Raw genomic sequence first — 21997 nt, 5'->3', positions numbered from 1 at the left:
ATTTTTTGGATGAAACTTATTACAAGTCTTGGTTTTGTTTTGATGATGAGCTTTTTTAATGCTCAGGAACATATTTCTTCATTTAATGCATTGACTATAACGTATAAATTTCATCCAAAATTTTTCTTGTATGCAGAAGGACAATCCAGAGGGATCGAAGAATACACTTATCCTGATTATTATGAAATAAAAGGAGGTTTAGGATATAATTTGACCAAAAATCATAAACCGTTTGTCGGCTTAGGTCGATATGCAACCTATAAAGATCATGCAATTAATAAAGAAGAATTCCGTGTATGGTTGCAGGATGTAATTGATATTAAAAGAGGGGTGGTAAAGTTTGAAAATAGGTTTCGTGCGGAAAAGTCGTGGTTTTATGAGCCCCAGACTGACAAAAGATCTGAAAGAATGCGTTACCGTTACCGTCTGAATATTTCAGTTCCTTTAAATGCTAAGAAAATTGCACCGGGAACTTTATTTGCCAATGTGTATGATGAGATTTTTATTGTATCACCTATAAAACCTGCATTTGCAAGAAATAGGGTATATGGTGGTTTTGGTTATCAAGTTGATGAAAATTTTGGTTTTCTAGGCGGTTATCTCTGGCAGAGAGAATTTGAGGCAAAAGGAAATAAAAACGTTCACTTCATTTATTTAGCCCTAAACATCAACATCGACGGAACAAAAAGCGAGGAAACAAAAACATATCATTTCCCGGGAGCAGATTAATATTTTTCAGAAAGATAACGGTAAGCTTTTAGATATTTGTTGAATCTGTGAATGTCTTTTGATGTCAATTCGCGGTTTACTCGGCGCAAATCCATATTATCACGAAGGTCATTTAACTTTACAGCAACAGCCAAAGGAGATCTTTCCGTTCTTTTTACAAAGTCATCATAGATTTCATCATCATCATATTTCGTAAGACAGCTTATGGCGTAAAGAATATACTCCGGAAAACCTTCATCTCTTAAATAGGCAAGGCTGAAATCTTCAGGATTATCTTCTACAACGTCATGTAAAACTCCTACAATTTTCTCATCCATCGTTTTTCCGTATTCCATCACACGCATTACGTGGGCGATGTACGGAGCGTGGTATTTGTCTTTCTGACCTTTATGTGCTTTATCAGCAATTTTTATGGCTTTATGTAGCAGTTCTTCTTTTGTCATCTTGTAAAAATAGAGTACAAAAATATAAAACAGCCTCTATAAATTCTACATTTTTCTCAATAATTTTAGAATATCTTATCAACAATTAATTGTCTTCAAAAAATTACTTTGCTGCCAGTTTTTTAGTTTTTAATGAATCTAATGGATTAAGGATTTTAAATTGCGTATTGCTTTTTACCGTTGTTTTCAAACTTGAATAAAGTTCAGGATTTTCTGGTTTAGCAACAGGCATTTTATACAATTTTACCAAAGTGCTGTCGATAGAAGTCGGTTCAGTTTCAGTAATAATTGGTGAATTAAATTTGTAAAGATCCAAACTATCTCTTTTTAATGGCTCAATGAGTGAAGTTTGAGCCGATAATAAACCTGATAGAAAGATAAGTGAACCGAAAATAATTTTCATAAAAATTTGTTTGATTTAAAATTATAAAAAATATTTTAATTTCAAATGAATTTATAATATGAAAATTATTTGCTGTAAAATAAAGAATAATTAGTTTTGCGAATAAATGATGAAACCGTATTGCTTCCATTACTATTTCTATTAAAGTGGTCAACCGTCAGTTCATCTGAATATGCTTTTGATTAATCAAATTTTGAAGATATATGCACCACAATTTACTCCTTATTCTTTTCCTTCTTTTTGCCGTGATGATGCTTGTTTTGCTGGCAAAAAAATTAAAAGTTGCTTATCCTATATTTTTAGTGATTGCGGGTTTGGCGATTAGTTTTATTCCGGGAATCCCCGTTTTGAAGCTTGATCCGGATATTATTTTCCTTCTTTTTCTGCCACCACTTTTGTATGAAGCGGCTTGGTATACCTCCTGGACAGATTTTTGGAAGTGGAAAAGACCCATTACACTTTTGGCTTTCGGGCTCGTGTTTTTCACGTCTCTTGTTGTTGCGTATATTTCATCATCCATGATACCTGGATTTACGCTGGCTTTAGGGTTTTTATTAGGCGGAATCGTTTCTCCACCCGATGCAGTGGCAGCTGCAACCGTAATGAAAGGTTTGAAAATCCCGAAAAGATTATTAACAATTTTGGAAGGTGAAAGTCTGGTGAATGATGCTGCGTCTTTAATTGTTTTCCGTTTCGCTCTGGCAGCCGTTCTTACCGGAACATTTTCTATGCAACAGGCAACCGGACAGTTCTTTCTTGTTGCCGGAATGGGAGTTGTGGTAGGAATAATTGGTGGAAATGTTATGTATGCAATTCACCGCTTTTTACCCACCAATCCTCCTATTGATGCAGCATTGACAGTAATGACTCCTTACATTCTTTTTCTTGCAGCTGAGCAGTTTCACTTTTCCGGTGTAATGGCTGTAGTGACTGGTGGTTTGTTTATCTCATGGCGCTCACACGAACTTTTCAAAACAGGAAGCACAAGATTAAATATGCTGGGAGTCTGGACGACGATGATATTTGTGATGAATGCATTGGTCTTCATTCTCATCGGATTAGAACTTCCCGAAATTGTACAAGGATTAGGAAGTCATTTGGTTTTTAAAGGTTTAAAATATGGAATTATCATTAGTTTAATTGTAATTGCTTTACGATTTTTGTGGGTCTATCCGGCTGCTCATATTCCAAGGTTTCTGTTTAAAAGTATCAGAAAAAATGAGCCAAGTCCAGGTTGGAAAGGCCCATTGATTACAAGTTACGCAGGAATGCGAGGTGTAGTTTCTTTAGCAACAGCTTTGTCGATCCCCATTTACTTAGATGATAAAGGAACATTGTTCCCGGAAAGACACATGATTATTTTCATCACATTTGTGGTCATTTTCATTACCTTGGTTTTCCAAGGATTAACGCTTCCATTAATCATTAAATGGATCAATATTAATGAAATTGATACCAAAATTCCTGAAGATCAGCAGAGAAAAAAAATTCAGATTCGTCTGGATGAAGTAGGTTTAAATTATATCAATGAAAATTATCAGACTGAAATTTCTCAAAATGATCTGATTGAATATTACAAAAACAGCCTCGAAAACGAGATTTCAAACAATCAGAAAAGTTTTGATTCTGTAGAATGCCGCGACACAAAAAAAGAGGAAGTAGAGCAGTACCATCACTTGCTTTTGGAAATTTATGCACTCCAGAGAAAGGAATTATTTAAAATGAGAAAACACAAAGAATTCGAAGATTCAGAAATCAGAAAAGCCGAATTACAGATTGATCTGAATGACCTGAAAGTAACAGGAAATGAGCACTAGAGACTGAAAGGTTTAACCTAATTTTCAATCATCAATTCCTTTTCCGTCCAGAATTTTTTGGTAATATTTTTCGATTCTTGCTTCTCTTGTTTTTGCTTGTTTGGCTTGTGAAAAGTAAAATAAATATCCTTTTTGCCGTCCCGGTGTCAAAGCATAAAAAGCTTTATTCGCTTCATTGTCATTGTCTAAAACCTTCTGAAACTCTTCGGGAACTGCATAATCTTTAGCAGATTTCATAGCTACTTTTTTACCTGATTTTTCAATCTCAACAGCTTCTTTCACATAAGATTTAATCAAAGATTTTAATTCTTCAATCTCAGAAATATTTGTAAAGCGTAGCTGTCGGGCAGATTGTACGTTTTCAGTCTGTTGGATCAGGATGTTTTCAGGATCTTTTAGCAAAACCCCTTTGTGAAAAAGTAATGCACAATATTCTTTAAACCCATGAATCAACACTACATTTTTTCCCTGAAAAGTGTAGCAGGGATGCATCCATTTATAATCTTCTTCAAGCAGTTTGTTTTCAAGGAGAATTTCTCTTAAAAGATAAAATTCTTCATTCCATTTTTTAGCTTTTTCAAAAAAAAGTTCAGCTTCGGTTTGCATAATTTTTAAGAATTTATAGAAGTTAATTTTCTGTCAGCAGGTCTGAAAATCCATGAAAGAACCGTTACCATCAACAGTATCATTGAAGGAAGAGCTTCAGTAAATGGTTGCCCAACAATCAAATGAGAAATTGCTGCTCCCGACATTGCAAAGAAAAATCCTGCATAGGCCCATTCTTTTACCAATGGTAGTTTTGGAAGCAAAATGGCAACTACTCCTAAAATTTTCCATACACCTAAAATCGTTAAAAGATATAACGGATAACCCAATTTAGTGACAATTTCATTATAACCGCCAATTTGAAAAGCTTGTTGTATGCCACCTGCCAACATTCCGATAGAAAGGAAAATAGTTGTTACCCAATATATTACTGCATTTCGTTTCATAATTGATTTATTTTTTTAAATTTAAAACTACTTCTTGAAGACGGTCATGAGCCATACCTAAACCTTGCGCAAATGGCATTTTCAAAAGCTGATTGCGGAATTCTACAGATTTGAAGATGATCTGCATCGTGAGTTTACTTGATTCTTCATTTATTTTTTCAAATTCAAAAAACTCCAGCTGAACAGGAAAAGAGCTATTTTCCATCTCAAAAGTTCTTGTAATTTTTTGGTTCGGAACAAATTCAAGAATGACACCGTTAGCAGAAAATACAACTTGTCCGTTGTGAGAAGTTTCAAAACGCCAGCTTCCATGCGGTTCGTTTTCTAACTTTTGTACTTTTGTCCCCATCCATTGTTCTACGATCTCAGGTTCTTCGTAGGCTTTGAAAAGCAGATCTAAAGGAAGATCAAAAACTCTGGTGATAATCAATTCTTGCTTATCGTCTTCGGCTGTGATTTTTGTTTTTAATTCCATTTTATTTGTTTTTTTTATAGTTTTTCATTACAGATTCTAATGTGTTGAAACGGTCATCCCACATTTTGCTGAAAGGCTCAATAAAATCTGAAATTTGTTTCATTTTATTAGGATTAAGGTGATACAAGATTTCCCTTCCGTTTTGTTCTTTTTTTAGCAATTCACATTCGGTAAGGATTTGTAAATGCTTTGAAACTGTTGGTCTTGCCGTATCAAAATTAGAAGCAATCGCACCCGCTGTCATCGATTGAGTTGCCACCAAAAGAAGGATTGATCTTCTCGTAGGATCTGCAATTGCCTGAAAAACATCTCTTCTAAGATTCATACGCTTTGCTTTTAGATTTAATTAAAATGTACATTCTTTTATGTAGCTATTTGACTACAAATATAAATGTAGTTATTTAACTACGCAAATATTTTAATAAAATTTTCATTTACGTTACAGCTAATGATAACAAATACCCTTTAATGCTTATCTTCAACATTTAAATTGATCTTATGAAATATTTTTTCAGCCTTTTTACATTTTTAGTATGCTCAACAATGGTTTTCGGGCAAAACGAAAATTCATCAACTTCTACTGAGAAAAACATTGAGAGCGGAAGTACCTACAAAAAATATAAGAACGGAAAACTAGATAGCATCATCGTTACAATGGCAGCTGTAAATTATGGGAATGCCTTACTTTTTTCGAAATCAAATGATGAAATTCGCATTACCAATGTAGCCGATAAAAATTCTATCATAACGATTGTATTAAAAAATAAGAAACAAATCAGAACTTTGTTCTATAAACAACAGCCAACCGTCATTGTTGAAAATATAGATTTTGACATAGAAAATCTACCGAAGAGCTCGGTTATTTCTAGCTTAATTTCAGATAATATGGTTTTCAGCAACACCTATATTTCTAACGATAAAATTTTTGGTGATGATTTTCCCGACAAAACTTTTAAACTTTTTCACGGGCTCAGAGTTCGTCCGGATTTAGATAATTTAGATGCTATCTTTGAAAACATTGGTGATTTTTTCAGCGAAGAAGATGCACTCTTAAAAATTTTCTATGGCAGGTATGCTGAGAAATTTGCTCCTCAGGTTTTAGCTTTTTTGAAAACAGATGCTTCAGGCAAAATAAAAGACGGTATTTTTATGGATTTTAAAAACAAAAATATCAATGAAAAGAATAATTACAACATTTATAAAAACGGAAAAATTATAAAATCCGGAGCAGAAAATCTAAGCAAATTTCAAAATATTTATATGGAATATCGAGAGAAAGCAGATCTGAATTAGTGATTCTCAGAATTAATAAATTTTCGTTTTCACACAAGAAACATTTTTTATTTTTACAGATTTTCCTACTTTTTTAAGTACCCCGGTTTCTAAATTTCTTTTAAAAACGACTACTTTATTACTTCCTGTATTGGCGACAATAACAAATCTGCCAGTCTCATCTATAGTGAAAGTTCTGGGATGTTTTCCGTGTGTTTTTTGATAACCAACAGTTTCTAAAGTTCCATTTGATTGAATTTTAAAAATGGCAATATTATTTTCTTTTCCTCTGTTAGTAGCATACAAGAATTTACCATCGGGAGAAATATGAAGATCTGAACTTTCAAATCCATCCTTAATTTTTGCAGGATGTGTAGGTTTTTTTTGAATTTCTATAAGCATGTTTTCTGTAAAATTATATACAGAAATTTCACCTGCCATTTCTTCAATGCAATATGCTGTTTTTCCATTTTTACTAAAAATCAAATGCCTTGGCCCAGTTCCAGGTTTCGTCTTTATGAAACTGCTTTGTTCTATATTTAAAGGTTTTAAATCAGCATTTTCAAACGGATATATCCTAATTTTATCAGCGCCTAAATCGGTGAAAAATATTGAATTAAAATCTGGTGAAAAAACAGCAGAATGAATATGTGCTTTTGTCTGTCGATTTTGATTTACACTTCCCTCTGAAAATTTTAAAATTTGTGCTAAAGAATCTATTTTCCCATCTTCCAAAAGCGGATAAACTGAAACGCTTGCATCGGTGTAATTTCCATTCACCAGCCATTTTCCATTTTTATGAACGCTTACATAAACAGGGTTTTCTCCACCGCTTTTCTGATTGTTCATAAATTTCAGAGTTTTTTCTTCTTTATTAAAACGAAAAGAACTGACCGTTCCTCCATTTTCAATTTTGCTCTCCGAAGACGCATAAATGTATTTTCCGTCTTCAGAAATTGTAATGTAAGATGGGTTTACAACATCTTTTATTGAAGTAGTTTTTGTAAGTTTTCCTGTTTCATTATCTAATTGATAAACATAAATTCCTTCCGAATCTTTTTCCCAATTATAAGAACCAAAAAAGACAAATTGTTGCTGAGAATAAAGGTTTACAAAGATAAAAAGAGCCAGAAGTTTTAGAAGGTTTTGCATTAAGGAATTTTTTGAATTAAGAATTTGCAAGCTAAAGAAAACTGTTGGATTTGATAATGTACATTTTAATGAATTAGGCCTTAAGTTTTTATTAAATAAAAAACGCTCCATAAAAATGAAGCGTTCAAAATAATATTTTATTCAGTATTCTAATAATGTCCCTTCCCAATAAAATGTGCAGCCACTTTTTCAGTTAGTCCTACAACATTCGGGTGGTTGGTATATTTTGTAAATCTTCTTAATCCTGAAAGCATCATTCTCTGTTCGTCGCCTTCTGCGAAAGAAACAATTCCTTCTTTGGCAGCTGAGATTATTTTTTCGATTGCTTTGTAAAGATTCAATTGAGCCATTGCAACTTCTACAGAATCAGAAGAGAAATGTTTTTCAGCTCTTAGCACTGCAGATTCTGCCATGTAGATTTGGTTAAGAATTTCAGAAGCATTTAATAATAAATGCTGTTGCTTCTCAATATCCATCATGTATTTTTGAAGGGCAGCTCCTGAAACCATTAAAAATACTTTTTTAAGATTTGCCAAAATTGCTTTTTCCTCGCTCATTAATTCAGAATAATCAGGAACTTCAAATGAAGGAATTCCCATTAATTCTTTAGAAATTGCCATTGCCGGAGAAAGTAAATCCAATTCACCTTTCATTGCTTTTTTGATTAGCATTCCTACGGCCAAAAGACGATTGATTTCGTTGGTTCCTTCATAGATCCTTCCAATTCTTGCATCTCTCCATGCAGCTTCCATTGGAGTGTCTTCTGAGAATCCCATTCCACCATAAATCTGAATTCCTTCATCGGCAGTAACCTGAGTAAGATCTGATACGAAAACTTTAAGAATAGAAGCTTCTGCTGCGAACTCTTCAACACCTTTCAATTCAGCTTGTTGATGATTCATTCCTCCAGAAACCAATTCTTCAATCTTATCTTCAACATTTTTTGCTAAACGATAAGAACCTGCTTCACTTACGAAAACTCCGGTTGCCATTTCTGCCAATTTCTTTCTGATGGCTCCAAAAGTTGAAATAGAAACCCCAAATTGTTTTCTCTCATTTGAATATTGAATCGAATGATTCAAGATTCTTCTTTGTCCGTCAAGATTGGCAGCAGCTAATTTGATTCTACCAACATTCAATGCATTCAAAGCGATTTTAAAACCATTGTTTCTTTCACCCAGCATATTTTCAACAGGAATTTTCATGTCGTTGAAGAAAACCTGACGGGTAGAAGACGAACGGATACCTAATTTATGCTCTTCTTCACCAAAAGTTAAGCTGTTTGGATCTTCCAATTCTGAACGGTTGATCACAAAACCTGTAATGTTTTTGTCATCATCAATTTTTGCGAATAATGTGAAAGTATCTGCAAAACCTGCGTTTGAAATCCACATTTTTTGTCCGTTGATGATATAATGCTTTCCATCCTCTGACAATTTTGCTCTTGTTTTCCCTGAATTTGCGTCTGAACCAGCATCCGGCTCAGTCAAGCAATAAGCACCGAATTTTGTTCCTGTAGCTAGATCCGGAAGATATTTCTTTTTCAATTCTTCACTTCCGTAAAGAAGAGTGGGTAATGTTCCAATTCCGGTATGTGCTCCGTAAGCTGTTGCTAATGAGCCATTTCCTCCTGAAACGTAATCGCAAGCCAACATAGTACTTACGAATCCCATCCCAAGACCTCCGTATTCTTCAGGAACGGTGATTCCAAGAAGTCCCATTTCGCCTAATTTGCGCATTGTTTCTTCAGTCAATGCATAATCTTTTTTCTCAAAACGATCATGATGCGGAATTACTTCTCTGTCGATAAATTCTTTCGCAGAATCACGAAGCATTTTTTGTTCTTCTGAAAGTTCTTCTAAAGTGAAGATTTCGTTTGCAGCAATTTCTTTAATTAAAAACTCACCTCCTTTCAGTGTTTTATTAATTGTATCACTCATGATTTTTTATTTTAATTTTAGTTATTTAATTTTGAATTTTAGATTATGAATTTTGAATTATTCTTTCGGTCTTAATTTTACTTGAAGCGTTTTAACAATAGATGTTAAAATATTTACAATACTTTGTATATCTGTTTTATATTTTGACTCATCAAATTTCACTAATTGAGATTGTGATAATAAATCAATCCAATACTGTGTTTCTCTTGCTTCTTTACTAGCTATTGACATTTTATGAAGAAAATCTTTTTCTGAAAATCCAGCTAAGGCTTCCTGAACATTTGCACCAATAGAAGTTCCACTTCTTAATAATTGTTTTGAAAGAATAAATTCATTTTGAGATTTACATATTTTATATAACTCAATAATTGATAAAGCAAAATTGAATGTCTTTTCTTTAATTAAATTTTCCTTTTGCATTCAATCCAAAATTTAAAATTCATAATTCAAAATTATTTTATAGAAGTTCAAAGATTGAAGCAGCACCCTGCCCAGTTCCCACACACATAGAAACCATTCCGTATTTATTTCCACGTTTTCTCATTTCGTCGAGAAGCTGAACGGTCAATTTCGTTCCTGTACAACCAAGCGGGTGGCCAAGAGCGATTGCGCCTCCATTCACATTCAGAATATCGGGATTTAAACCTAATTCTTTTTTAATTGCAACAGATTGTGATGCGAATGCTTCGTTCAATTCAATCAATTCAATATCTTTAAGTTCTAAACCTGCCTGTTTTAAAGCTTTTGGAATTGCATAAATTGGCCCCATTCCCATGATTCTTGGCTCAAGTCCAGCTGCTGCATACGCAACTAATCTTGCTTCAGGCTCCAATCCTAATTCTTTCACCATTTCTTCAGACATCACGATCACGAAAGCTGCACCGTCACTCATTTGAGAAGAATTTCCTGCTGTCACACTTCCTCCGTTTGCAAAAACGGGTTTTAGTTTAGCCAAACCTTCCAAAGAAGTGTCTAATCTTGGGCCTTCATCTACAGAAAAATCAAACTTTTTTGTCTGCATTTTTTGATTTTCATCCAAGAAATTATACTCAACAGGAATTGGTATGATTTGATTGGCAAATTTCCCTTCTTGATTTGCTTTTAAAGCTTTTTGATGAGATTCGAAAGCAAACTGATCCTGTTCTTCTCTCGAAATATTAAATTGTTTTGCAACTTCTTCCGCAGTGTAGCCCATTCCCCAATAATAATCAGGGTTTGTTTTTGCAATTTCCGTTTCCGGAACAGGTTTATAACCACCCATCGGAATATAAGACATTGATTCGGTACCACCTGCAATGATACAATCTGCCATTCCAGCCTGAATTTTCGCTGAAGCAATTGCAATCGCCTCACTTCCTGATGCGCAATATCTATTTACGGTAACTCCCGGAACTTTATCGGTATTTAATCCCATCAAAGAAATTAAACGTGCCACATTTAAGCCTTGTTCAGCTTCCGGCATTGCGTTTCCTACGATTAAATCGTCAACTCTGTCTTTGTCTAATTGCGAAACAGCTGCCATCAGTTTTTCGATTACTGTTGCTGCCATTACGTCGGGACGCGTGAAGCGGAGTGAGCCTTTTGGAGCTTTTCCGACTGCTGTACGAAATCCCTTGATTATATATGCTTGTCTTGACATTTTTTTATTTATTTTAATTTAAACATACATTTTGTCATACTGAAAGCATCTAAGCTTAGATTCCTGCGGAATGACAAACTTCTTGTTAAAATATTTATAGTTATTAATTTCTCAACGGTTTTCCTTTCTGTAACATAAACTGAATTCTCTCCAAAGTTTTTCTTTCACCACAAAGCTGAAGGAAAGTTTCTCTTTCAAGGTTCAATAAGTATTGTTCGGTCACAACTGTTGGTTCTGAAAGATTTCCACCCACCAGAACATTAGCTAATTTATCTGCAATCTTTTTATCGTGTTCAGAAATATATTTTCCGGTTAACATCTGATCGGTTCCTACGTAGAACATACCTAGAGCATCTTTTCCAAGAACTTTTACGGTTTGCTCGATGGGTTGAGTGTAGCCTTGTTCAGCCATTAGTTTTGCAACTTTTTTAGCTTCGGCAATCTGACGTTTTTTGTCTACAACTACAATGTCTTTTCCTTTTTCAAGAATTCCCATATCATAAGCTTCATAAGCAGAAGTGGCAACTTTACCCATTGCTATATTCATGAAAGCCTCACGAAGTCTGTTGTTTTTAACATCATCACTGTGGAACTCTCTTGAAGTTCTTAAAGCAAATTCTTTCGTTCCGCCACCGCCGGGAATTACACCAACTCCGGTTTCAACTAGTCCGATGTAAGTTTCTGCTGCTGCGACAACTCTGTCTGCGTGCATTGTCATTTCGCAACCACCACCAAGAGTCATTCCGTGAGGAGCAACCACGACAGGAATTGAAGAATAACGAACTCTCATCATCGATTTCTGGAAATAAGCGATTGCCATATTCAAATCATCCCAATCTTGCTCAATAGCCATCATTAGAATCATCGCTAAATTTGCTCCAACAGAGAAATTTGCACCTTGATTTCCAATAACTAAACCGTCATATTCTTTTTCGGCTAAATCAATCGCTCTGTTTAATCCATCTAAAACTTCGCCTCCAAGAGAATTCATTTTAGAACGAATTTCAAAGTTGATAATTCCGTCGCCTAAATCTTCAATAGAAGCTCCTGAATTACTCCAAAGTGTTTTATTTTTTCTGATATTATCTAAAATGATGAAAGCATCTTGTCCCGGAATTTTGTTGTATTCACCTGAATTTTTATCAACGAAAATACTTTGTCCATCTTCATTTACTTTATAGAAAGATTCTACATTCTTAACCCAGTCTGAAACTTCGTAGCCAGCTTCTGTAGCCAATTCAATTCCTTTTTGAACTCCAACAGCGTCCCAAATTTCGAATGGTCCGTTTTCCCAACCGAAACCAGCTCTCATTGCATCATCGATTTTGTAAACTTCATCAGAAATTTCCGGAACTTTATGAGAAACATAAGCGAATAATGCTCCCAAAGATTTTCTGTAAAGTTCTCCAGCTTTATCTTTTCCACCAATCAAGACTTTGAATCTGTCAATTGGCTTATCTATATTTTTAGTTAATTCTAAAGTCGGGAAAGAAGATTTACCTTGAAGTTCATACTCTAAAGTGTCAAGATTTAATCCGTGAATTTCAGATTTTCCGTCTGCACTTTTTACTTTTTTATAGAAACCTTGTTCAGTTTTTGATCCCAACCATTTGTTATCTATCATTTTCTGAATATAATCAGGAAGTGAGAAAACATTGTTGAAATCATTGGCCTCAGCACCACTGTTACGAACACCGTTTGCAACCATTACCAAAGTATCCAAGCCAACAACATCGGCTGTTCTGAACGTTGCAGATTTTGGACGACCAATAATCGGACCTGTTAATTTATCAACATCAGAAACATTTAAACCTAATTTCTGAACATTGTGAAGCAAATCCATCATCGAGAAAACTCCAATTCTATTAGCGATAAACGCAGGAGTATCTTTTGCTAAAACGGTTGTTTTACCTAAGAATTTGGCTCCGTAAGACATGTAAAAATCTACAATTTCAGGATCAGTATCTGTAGTAGGTATAACTTCTAAAAGTGGAAGATATCTTACAGGATTAAAAAAGTGCGTTCCTGCAAAATATTTTTTGAAATCGTCACTTCTTCCTTCAACCAACATATTAATTGGAATTCCGGAAGTATTTGAAGAAACTAAAGTTCCCGGTTTTCTAAATTGCTCGATTTTCTCGTAAACTGACTTTTTAATGTCTAGTTTTTCAACAACAACTTCTATAATCCAGTCGGTATCTTTTATTTTCTTTAAATCATCATCAAAGTTTCCTACTTTAATACGCTCCGCAAATTTCGGAGAATAGAGTAGTGCAGGGCTGGCTTTTTTAAGTTTTTCAAAGTTTTCGGAAGCAATTCTATTACGAACTGCCTTGTCTTCTTTGGTCAAACCTTTTTTTTGCTCGGCTTCATTCAACTCAAACGGAACAATGTCAAGAAGTGAAACCTGCACTCCGATGTTGGCAAAGTGTGCAGCGATACCGCTTCCCATAATCCCTGAACCTAAAACCGTAACATGTTTGATTCGTCTTTTCATTAATATTTTATTTTAGTTATTATCGCTTAGTTTAACCTTTCGGGTTTTATTATAAATCTTTATAAACTTTCCTCAAAAGGAGAAAGTTATTTTCTGTTGTTTAAATCAGAAGCTATTTTCATAATTTCTGTCATGACTTCTTTGAAAGTTTCCAACTTTTCGGGAGCAATTTTTTCCATCACTTTTTTGTTGAAATTCACAACAACTTCCTTAGACATATTTCTTGAACTTAAACCTTTATCAGTAAGCTTAATGATCACTTCACGCTTATCGGTAGTGGTTTTTTCTTTATAAATATATCCGTTATCCTCAAGGAGTTTGATGATTCTTGTGAGAGAAGTGGGTTCAATTGCCATTTTGGGTCCCAAATTGGTGCTTCTTGTACCTTCTTTCGGATCAATTTTCAATAAGGTAAGAGCCTGAACTGCGGTAGAATCATGTTCTTGTGCAAGCTCGGTGTACATTTTCGAAACTGCTAACCAAGTCTGCTTTAGAATGAGGTCAACATTTTCTGTTTTTTCTTTATTATTATCCATCATATTTTTTTTGCTAATCGGTTTTATCAAATGTAGCAAATATTATGCATGCATAGTATTATTGAATGTTAAAATTTATTAAAAATATGATTATCAGGTAATTAAAATGTATGATTAGCATAATACTATGCATGCATAGTATGTGAAATAAATAATTAAAATGCTGATTTAATGAAGCTTTGAGATTAATTTAACTATTTCTTCGAAGGATTCACATTGGTGCTGTTTATTAGCAAATGAAATCTCCCAAACTGATTCGTTATATCTAAAATCGAAAGATGACAAATCTTTTTGGAAATTTTTTTGAAGCAAAGAATACAACATTTCTTTCTGAATCTGCGGAGATTCTATGGAAGGCGCTACAAAATTTTCATTCACCTGAAACAGTGATGCATTCGTGAGTTCATCATGCTGCAACAAAACATCTTCCACAATTCCTGAGTATAAATGATTATCTTTAATATACCACATTTTATCAGCAAATTCCTTTGCCAGTCTCCAATCGTGAGAGGAAAACAAAATGAGTTTATTTTGCTGTTTGGTTAATTTTCGAAGCGTTTTAAGGATGATTAATTTATTCTTTTCATCCAGATGAGTTGTTGGTTCATCAAGAATAATTATCGGGGAGTTTTGTGTCAAAGCTCTTCCTATAAATGCTTTCTGAAGGTTTCCGTCTGAAAGGTTTCTGAGGAGCGTATTTTTATATTGAGTTAAATCTAATTCGTGAATAATCTCCTTAACTTCTTCTTTGTCTTCTTGTTTTAATTCAAAATAGAAAGGATAGTAAATATATTTTCCGAGCGAAATAAGATCTTCAACCGTATGATTTTGCGGAATGACCGATTTAGAAAACACGACTGCAATATTCTCTGCAATCTCTTTTACCGAAAGTTTTTTTACATTTTTATTATCAATTAAAATTTCTCCTCCTAATAAAGAGTTTTGATGAAGAATTGATTTAATTAAAGTTGTTTTTCCGACACCATTATTTCCTATCAAAAGGCAGACGTCACCTAAATTCAAAGATGCATTGGCATTTGAAATTAAAGTTTTGTCGTAGCCTATGTTGGCTTGTTTGATTTGTAGGTGCATGTCTGAGCTTTAATTTCTGCAAATGTTCACAGATTTTTCTTTTTGATTTAAATATTAATGTTTGTCAAGCTGAAAGCATCTTTACAAATTTAGCTTAGATTCCTCCGGAATGACAAACAGAGATGATTATTTTTAATCATTTAAATTAAAAAAACATTCTCAAATATCTGCTTTATCTGCAAAATCTGCGAGAGATTTAAAATTAATAAATGACTTCACAATTTAGTTTAAACCTTATTCTGCTTCAAAAGCATCAACAAAATCACAGGAATTCCAAACAGAGAACTGATTACATTCAATGGAATCTGAGTTTTTTCAGCGGTAATTGAAAATATCAACATAATGAGCATTCCCAAAAACATATTCAAAATCCATTGCTGCCAAAGTTTTGACGGGTTGTAAATCAATCTGCAGAAGTGAGGGACAATAATTCCTATAAATAAAATAGGCCCTAAAAAAGCTGTGATAGAAGCAGATAAGAGTGAAGAAGTTACAATGATCAATATTTTTAAATGATTTAAATTAACTCCTAAACTTTGTGCATAAGAACTTCCTAAAGAATTTCCTATTAAAGGTTTGATGGTTTTAAAACAAAAAAATAATCCAATCCCCACTAAAATCGTCAGTACGATAATCTGATTTCTCGAAACCATATTATTCGCTCCGAAAGACCACAAAATATAGTTTTTCAGACTTTGATTTTCAGCGTAAAACTGCAAAAGAGAAACGATTGCTCCTGCAAACGCCGAAACCAAAAATCCGAAAATGATCAAGTATGATTTGTCCTGAAATTTGTTCGACATTGATAGCAGAACGAGCATCAAAAGCAAACTTCCAACAATTGCGGATAGACTTAAAAAGCTGTTCTGTAAAAATTCAGGCAGTAAAATGCTGTGAGAAAAGAAGATGTAAAATGCTACGGATAAACTTGCAATCGATGTAATTCCTAAAATATCTGGACCTGCGAGCGGATTTTGAAAGTATTCCTGCATCAGAAAACCGGATGTCGGAATCGAAATCCCTGCCAAAAGCATGACCAAAACACGATTAATTCTGATCTCAGCAATTTGTCCGTTTTCAGAATTATAGAGAAAATCATGAAGATTTAAGTTTAAAAATCCTGTATTTAGATTAATGATCGCAGCCAATACAATTGCGATACATAAAACTAAACACAAGATTCTGAATTTTTTCGACATTACTTGAGGCGTAATTCTGTATATTTATTTTGAAAATGAATTGATCTTTTCATTCAACATTTCTTCAGACATTGATCCCTCAAATTCTTCTGTTTTATTACCTTTTCTAAAGTAAGTAAAAGGAATTCCGTTTCCTTTCCATTTTTCAAAATTAGTAAAAAAGGTATCATCAAATTTAGATTCATCTACCAACACAATGTGGTTCTCTAGTCCATGCTCTTTCGCAAAGGCTGGAACTTTATCTTTCCAGGCTGCTTTATCAAGAATATCTACAAAAGTAAATTTTACAGGTTTGTTTTTTAATTCTTCAATTTTTTTCTTAAAATGAGGAATTTCCATCATACAAGGTCCACACCAAGTGGCAAAAAAATTAGTAACGTAAAGAGTATCATTCTTTTTTGCTAAATTTTGTACTAATTCTTTTTGAGAAATTTCTTTAAAATCAATTTTTGGAGCTTCTGTCGTTTTAGAAGTTGATGTAGAATCTGTTGACACCAAATTTTCTTCACTTTTCGGGCTTTCCTTTTTACAGCTAAAAAGAGTAACAGCCAAAAGTGTGGATAAAATTATCTTTTTCATAAGTAGATTTTATTATTAAATGAAATATACGATGGGTACTTCTCATTGGTTTTGTTGGTAATAAAATTGCGGTAAGTTCTGTTTGATAATTATTTTTTATTTATTTTTGAAATGAAGTATGGAACAACAAATCTATAAAGGAAAACTGACGCAGTTTCACGGCCTAAAAATAGCTAAAAAGGAAGACCTGACCAAAAATACTTTTTCGTTGGAGCTTGAAATTCCTGAGAATCTTAAAGAGAATTTTAAGTTTGAGGCGGGACAGTTTGTAAGTGTAAAATTCAATGCTGATGGAAAAGAAGTTATCAATGATTATTCGATGACTTCGGCGCCGTACGAGGAGAAAATATCTTTAGGAATTAAAGTCAATTCTAAAAATGGTGCAACCGCACAACTTTATAAAAACTATCAAGCTGGTGATGAGTTACTTGTAAGTGAGCCCAATGGTAGATTTACCATTGTTTCAAAACCTAGTGAATTCCGTACTATTGTGGGTTTTGCTGCAGGAATAGGGATTACTCCGATTATCAGTCATTTTAAAAACATTCTTTACAACGAACCGAGGACGAGGCTTTTTTTGTTCCTTGGAAATAAAAGCTCTGAGGAACTTATTTATCGTGATCTTTTAGATAATCTTGCTCATAAATATGGTGAGAGGCTTCAGATTTTCTTTTTTTATTCTCAGGAAAAAACTGCTGAACAATTTTTCTACGGGAGATTAGATGCCAAGAAATTAAATTTGATTATCAATCAAATCCTTCACTTAGATGACACCGATGAAGAATCTACGATTTGGGATGCAGTAGATGAAGTTTTGATTTGTGGAAAGGGGGAGATGATCAAAACTCTGGCAAATGCGTGTTATCATCACGGAATTCCGAAGAAGAATATTCATTTTGAATTATTTGAAGAGTTTAATGATGATATTTATCCTGTAGAAAAAGAGTTTCCGTTGATTGAAAATGTACAGATAGACTTTAAAATGTTTGGGGAAAATTATCAGACTGAACTTCCAAATAATAAAGAAAAAATTCTGCAACAACTTTTAATTCAAAAATTCAATGTTCCTTATTCCTGTAAATCGGGAATTTGCGGAAGCTGTGAATGTACTTTGGAAGAAGGAGAAGTTGAGCTTTTAGAAAACGAATATCTTACCGAAAAAGAAGAGGCTCAGGGTAAAATTTTAGCTTGCATGTCGATTGCAAAAACTAAGAAAATAAAGCTTAACTTTGACTTTAGTTGAGAATTATCCGAAACATATTTAAATTTATTTTTTCATCAATAGAATTGGGGTTTCTCTTGATATGTCTTTGTAATGTCTGGGTTTTTGGGATTACCAACGGAAGAACTTACAATAAGATTTCAAAAATTCCGCCGAGAGAAATTGCTTTGGTTTTAGGAACTTCTCCCAGGATGCGTTCGGGGCTTTCTAATCCTTATTTTACTAAAAGAATGGATGCTGCAGCATTGCTTTATCATCACGGAAAAATAAAAAAAATCATTGTGAGCGGGGAAAAAAGCAAAGGTTACAACGAGCCGGCTGCAATGAAAAATTATTTGATTTACCAAGAAGGTGTTCCGGAAGATATCATTATTGAAGATCCGGAAGGTTTTAACACTTATAAAAGTATTTTACGCTGTAAAGATGTTTACGGAAAGAAAAACGTCATTATCGTTTCACAAGGTTTTCATAATCTTCGGGCATTGTTTTTTGCAAGAAATAATAACATGAATGCGCTAGGATTTGATGCGCAAGATGTCAACAAACCCGAAAGTTTCTACAGAAACCAATCCAGAGAGATTCTCGCCAGAGTGATTGCTGTAGTTTATTTTGTATTGGGAATTTCTGCGGATTAAAAAGGATATCCAAATGCGATATTCAGTGTAGGTTTCAAAGGCTGAAATTGATTGAATCTCCACCTTTCGCCATCAGGTTTGTTCGGGTCATAAATTTTATAGGCCAAATCTAATCTTAAAGTGATATACGCTACATTTACTCTTAAACCAACTCCGCTGCCGACACCCATTTCTCTGATGAATTTATTAAATTTAAACTGATCATCAAAACCATTGTTTTCTGTATTCCAAACGTTTCCGATGTCTGTGAAAATTGCACCTTCATACATGTCATTAAGCGGAATTCTATATTCTAAATTGGTTGTCAATTTCACATTACCCATTAAATAAGTTCTCACTCTTTCGTCAACCTGAGAACCTCCGGGACCTAAACCTCCAAAAGCTACCCAAGCACGAATATCATTAGCACCACCATTAAAATAAGATCGTACAAAAGGCATTGAAGAAGAGTTTCCATATGGAATTCCTAATCCGATAAATTGGCGAAGAACCAAAGTTTGGTTTCCGTTAAATTTAAAATATTTTCTTACATCAAAATCAAATTTCACAAACTGTGCATAAGGAATTCCGAAAATTGTACGTTCCGGACTTCTCAAAACGCCACCATCATCTTTTCTTTTTTGATTGAATATACTCGGAATATTACCTGCAACTTCCATTTTCCCATTAAAATAGAATGCGTTTGGATAATCTTTTTTTCCGATTTCGTTATAGATAAAATTATAAATAAATGATGAGATAATTACGTCCTGTGTCTGTCTGTCTTTATTGACAAGCGTTCCTAAGAATGCCACCACATCATCAGCCTTTTTTTGATCTAATGTTGCTATGTAATTGTCATCTGTAATGATTTGTTCCGAAACCTGGTCTCTCGTTAATACACCTGCGTCAAATTGTTGTTTTAGTTGAGGATTAAATGCAAAGTAATCATCAAAAACAGTCCTTCTTACTGCATCATCATTTACGAAGAAATCGTAGTAACTATCTTTATTTTTTGTTAAACTGAAAAGTGTATTAAATAAAGTCAATCTGTGTGATGACTGATCATTAACGTTAGCAAAATAATTTAAACCTGTATTAAAGTTAACCCTGCCTAATCCTATATTATTCTGCACCGATGCTCCCAAAACAATTGATGATGTTGGTGTATATCTTTTAGGAATCAATTTATAGTAATTAAAAGGCAGTAACAAACGAGGAAAACTTAGAGAGGCCTGAGCTGATAGTTCATAAGCCCAAATCCTGTTATCTAAATCCCGTGGGTTCACAACACGTCCGAAAGTACCAGATAGGCTTGTAGAAAGGTTTTCTGCACCTCGGAACACATTTCTAGTAGTAAGATCGACTGAAGGAGATAATCCCCAATTCAAAAATTGAGAATAATTTAAATCTGTACCTAATTTAAGTTCATATTTTGGAAGTGGTTTTAGCAAATACAAAACATCAATGATGCTGTCATTTGGCTTTATAGCGCCACCTTGTCTTAAAGAATCTTTAGCTTTCAGAATGCTAAAATTATTCATTGCAAGAAGATTTCTTTTCGTTAAATCAAGTTGATTTTGATTATAAACTGATTTATTATCAACAATAATTGCTCTCCAGATAGAATTGGTTTTGTAATTATCATTCATTTTATGAAATCTGATTCTTCGCAGACTGTCTTTCACCGTTTTTCTGCCAAAATCACTTGGCTCATCAATGATGGCAACATCTATATTTCCAAATGTAGCACGTTTATATGGCGAATCTGCAGAATCTTTATGAATTTCAAGCGTTAATGGTACATTTTTTCTGTCTTTTAATGAGTCAGCTACAAAATAGACTTCGTCATTGCCATTATTAAATTTATAATAACCGCTTCTTCGCATGATATCATTAATTCTTGCAACCTCTTTTTCAAGAACTGTCTGATCAAGTACTTTTTTTGACTTGATAAGTGTTTCGTTCATGTTTTGCTGATAAAGACTTTTAACGCCGGCATCAGGAATATTATAGTAATATTCTTTAATATTAGTTGGGCTGTTATGCGTTAAAAAATATGTTACCGCTGCTTTTTTGGAAGTTGAATCTAATTCGTGTTTAAATTTAACCTCAGAATCCCAATAACCACGGTAGGTCATTCTTTTTTTAATAGACTCTGCGCTTTTGTCTGTTCTTGTCTGATCAAGAATTACCGGTGGTGTTCCGAAATTGTGTAAAATCCTGTCCCACAATAAACTTTTCCCAACGCTTTCAGGCATATTGTATTTCACGAATAGTGAATCCCTTAGCTTTTGATCTCTCATTTCACTAGGGTAGGTCAAATATTCACTGAATAATGTATCATACTTAGGATTTGCAGCATTGTGCAACAAAAGCCCAAGTGGCATGAAAAGCAATTCTTTCTTATTAGGTTTTTGCTGAACGTAATTCTTCAGTTCTTCATCAAAAAATTCTTTCTTATCTTCAAATTGAAAGTTGTTTTTTGTCAATAGAAATTCACCTTCAGGTACTTTTTTTGTGGTACTACAAGCATAAAGGACACCAACAACAGTTGCAAATGATAGAATTTTATAATATTTTTGAGGAGAATTCTTAAAATGCTTACAGCTCATACAATAAAAGTTTTACAGTCTTTAGATAAAAAGAAGTTCAGGCAAAAATACAATTTGTTTTTGGTTGAAGGGAATAAAATCATTTCCGAACTTCCCAATTCTAACTTTAAAATTAAAGAAATATTTTCTACAAATCCTCAAAATTTAAATTTTAAGGATACCATTATACATCAAATCACTGAAAATGAATTGAAAAAGATTAGTTTCCTACAAAATCCTAAAGATTCTGTGGCAGTTTGTGAGTTGAATGAAGAGTCTAAATTAAATGATCAAAATATTCAGTTGGTGTTAGACGGAATTCAGGATCCCGGAAATTCAGGAACAATTATTCGTCTTGCAGATTGGTTCGGAATCGAGCAGATTATCTGCAGTGAAGATACCGTAGATTTCTACAATCCAAAGGTTATTCAGGCAAGTATGGGATCTTTTACAAGAGTGAATATCGTTTATTGTAATTTAGTTGATTATTTATCTGAAACTAAAAATACAAACATAGGGACAGATATGGATGGAGAAAACATCTACACTTTTGAAAAACCAGAGAAAATAAATTTAATTTTAGGAAACGAAGGAAAGGGAATGCGTGAAGAAACCGAAAAATTACTTCACAAAAAAATATCAATTCCAAGATTTGGAAAATCTCAGTCTACAGAAAGTCTGAACGTTTCTATGGCAGCAGGAATTATTTTAGGCCAATTGTATTCAAAATAGAAGTTAGAAATTAGATTTTAAAACACAGTTTATATATTAAACTAAATTTTAGATTCCAACATCTAACTCC

The 21997-nt window shown here is 33.6% G+C and carries 22 protein-coding genes; 6 read left to right on the top strand and 16 right to left on the bottom strand.

The annotated features are described in order from the left end of the window. Positions 1–9 precede the first annotated feature (9 nt). Entirely contained in the window at positions 10–729 is a 720-nt protein-coding gene (locus tag MQX03_RS03570; RefSeq protein WP_242801568.1) for a DUF2490 domain-containing protein, read from the top strand. Here the strand turns inward: MQX03_RS03570 and MQX03_RS03565 are convergent. Together MQX03_RS03565 and MQX03_RS03560 are read right to left on the bottom strand one after the other, a co-directional pair. Further along, complete coding sequence (locus MQX03_RS03565; protein ID WP_129533691.1) at positions 726–1172, bottom strand: phosphohydrolase; 447 nt, start codon at positions 1170–1172, stop codon at positions 726–728. The two genes, MQX03_RS03570 and MQX03_RS03565, sit on opposite strands and share 4 nt — an antisense overlap. 103 nt (positions 1173–1275) lie before the next feature. Continuing rightward, on the bottom strand, positions 1276–1575 hold the full coding sequence (locus MQX03_RS03560) for a hypothetical protein (protein ID WP_242801567.1): 300 nt from the start codon (positions 1573–1575) through the stop codon (positions 1276–1278). Positions 1576–1778: 203 nt separating this feature from the next. Between MQX03_RS03560 and MQX03_RS03555 the strand changes: the two genes are divergently transcribed. Next, positions 1779–3392: a Na+/H+ antiporter gene (locus MQX03_RS03555; protein ID WP_242801564.1), complete on the top strand. Its 1614-nt coding sequence runs from the start codon at positions 1779–1781 to the stop codon at positions 3390–3392. A 24-nt stretch (positions 3393–3416) separates the two neighbouring features. On the opposite strand, the gene MQX03_RS03550 is transcribed toward MQX03_RS03555, so the two are convergent. The 4 genes from MQX03_RS03550 to MQX03_RS03535 are packed head-to-tail and all read right to left on the bottom strand — an operon-like array spanning position 3417 to position 5184. Beyond that, on the bottom strand, positions 3417–3998 hold the full coding sequence (locus tag MQX03_RS03550; RefSeq protein ID WP_242801562.1) for a YdeI/OmpD-associated family protein: 582 nt from the start codon (positions 3996–3998) through the stop codon (positions 3417–3419). A 5-nt stretch (positions 3999–4003) separates the two neighbouring features. Continuing rightward, the gene (locus MQX03_RS03545; RefSeq protein WP_262916902.1) at positions 4004–4384 is read right to left on the bottom strand and encodes a DoxX family protein; all 381 of its coding nucleotides are present in this window, start codon (positions 4382–4384) and stop codon (positions 4004–4006) included. Between the two features lie 7 nt (positions 4385–4391). Further along, positions 4392–4859, bottom strand: coding sequence for an SRPBCC family protein (locus tag MQX03_RS03540; RefSeq protein WP_129537177.1), 468 nt, complete (start codon positions 4857–4859; stop codon positions 4392–4394). 1 nt (position 4860) lies between these two features. Then, positions 4861–5184, bottom strand: coding sequence for an ArsR/SmtB family transcription factor (locus MQX03_RS03535; RefSeq protein ID WP_129533686.1), 324 nt, complete (start codon positions 5182–5184; stop codon positions 4861–4863). Positions 5185–5357: 173 nt separating this feature from the next. Between MQX03_RS03535 and MQX03_RS03530 the strand changes: the two genes are divergently transcribed. Beyond that, on the top strand, positions 5358–6152 hold the full coding sequence (locus MQX03_RS03530) for a hypothetical protein (RefSeq protein WP_242801560.1): 795 nt from the start codon (positions 5358–5360) through the stop codon (positions 6150–6152). A 12-nt stretch (positions 6153–6164) separates the two neighbouring features. Here the strand turns inward: MQX03_RS03530 and MQX03_RS03525 are convergent, their stop codons facing one another. The 9 genes from MQX03_RS03525 to MQX03_RS03485 all read right to left on the bottom strand — a co-directional run bounded on the left by MQX03_RS03525 (position 6165) and on the right by MQX03_RS03485 (position 16765). Beyond that, complete coding sequence (locus MQX03_RS03525; protein ID WP_242801558.1) at positions 6165–7283, bottom strand: lactonase family protein; 1119 nt, start codon at positions 7281–7283, stop codon at positions 6165–6167. 149 nt (positions 7284–7432) lie between these two features. Continuing rightward, entirely contained in the window at positions 7433–9223 is a 1791-nt protein-coding gene (locus MQX03_RS03520; RefSeq protein ID WP_242801556.1) for an acyl-CoA dehydrogenase family protein, read from the bottom strand. Positions 9224–9280: 57 nt separating this feature from the next. After that, positions 9281–9643, bottom strand: coding sequence for a four helix bundle protein (locus MQX03_RS03515; protein ID WP_242801554.1), 363 nt, complete (start codon positions 9641–9643; stop codon positions 9281–9283). A gap of 37 nt (positions 9644–9680) precedes the next feature. Continuing rightward, complete coding sequence (locus MQX03_RS03510) at positions 9681–10862, bottom strand: thiolase family protein (RefSeq protein ID WP_242801553.1); 1182 nt, start codon at positions 10860–10862, stop codon at positions 9681–9683. Positions 10863–10965: 103 nt separating this feature from the next. Next, a complete protein-coding gene (locus MQX03_RS03505; RefSeq protein ID WP_242801551.1) occupies positions 10966–13359 on the bottom strand; it encodes a 3-hydroxyacyl-CoA dehydrogenase/enoyl-CoA hydratase family protein in 2394 nt (797 codons plus the stop codon). 86 nt (positions 13360–13445) lie between these two features. After that, the gene (locus tag MQX03_RS03500) at positions 13446–13895 is read right to left on the bottom strand and encodes a MarR family winged helix-turn-helix transcriptional regulator (RefSeq protein ID WP_129537312.1); all 450 of its coding nucleotides are present in this window, start codon (positions 13893–13895) and stop codon (positions 13446–13448) included. Positions 13896–14063: 168 nt separating this feature from the next. Next, positions 14064–14987, bottom strand: a complete 924-nt coding sequence (locus MQX03_RS03495) for an ABC transporter ATP-binding protein (RefSeq protein WP_242801549.1) — start codon at positions 14985–14987, stop codon at positions 14064–14066. 227 nt (positions 14988–15214) lie between these two features. Beyond that, complete coding sequence (locus tag MQX03_RS03490) at positions 15215–16186, bottom strand: FecCD family ABC transporter permease (RefSeq protein WP_242801547.1); 972 nt, start codon at positions 16184–16186, stop codon at positions 15215–15217. A gap of 24 nt (positions 16187–16210) precedes the next feature. Next, complete coding sequence (locus MQX03_RS03485; RefSeq protein WP_242801544.1) at positions 16211–16765, bottom strand: TlpA family protein disulfide reductase; 555 nt, start codon at positions 16763–16765, stop codon at positions 16211–16213. Positions 16766–16883: 118 nt separating this feature from the next. Between MQX03_RS03485 and MQX03_RS03480 the strand changes: the two genes are divergently transcribed. Together MQX03_RS03480 and MQX03_RS03475 are read left to right on the top strand one after the other, a co-directional pair. Further along, positions 16884–18008, top strand: a complete 1125-nt coding sequence (locus MQX03_RS03480; RefSeq protein WP_242801541.1) for a flavin reductase family protein — start codon at positions 16884–16886, stop codon at positions 18006–18008. A gap of 44 nt (positions 18009–18052) precedes the next feature. Then, positions 18053–18622 (top strand): SanA/YdcF family protein, encoded by a 570-nt coding sequence (locus MQX03_RS03475; RefSeq protein ID WP_394801726.1) that lies wholly within the window; start codon positions 18053–18055, stop codon positions 18620–18622. Here MQX03_RS03475 and tamL read toward each other — a convergent pair. Beyond that, complete coding sequence (tamL, locus tag MQX03_RS03470) at positions 18619–21216, bottom strand: translocation and assembly module lipoprotein TamL (RefSeq protein WP_242801537.1); 2598 nt, start codon at positions 21214–21216, stop codon at positions 18619–18621. The two genes, MQX03_RS03475 and tamL, sit on opposite strands and share 4 nt — an antisense overlap. Here tamL and MQX03_RS03465 point away from each other — a divergent pair. Further along, complete coding sequence (locus tag MQX03_RS03465; RefSeq protein WP_242801535.1) at positions 21202–21927, top strand: TrmH family RNA methyltransferase; 726 nt, start codon at positions 21202–21204, stop codon at positions 21925–21927. The genes tamL and MQX03_RS03465 overlap by 15 nt on opposite strands. Positions 21928–21997: the final 70 nt, after the last annotated feature.

Origin of the sequence: Chryseobacterium aahli (assembly GCF_022699665.1) — a bacterium.
GTDB lineage: Bacteria > Bacteroidota > Bacteroidia > Flavobacteriales > Weeksellaceae > Chryseobacterium > Chryseobacterium aahli.
Note: the sequence above shows the minus strand (reverse complement) of the source record. Positions and strands in the feature narration are given on the sequence as shown.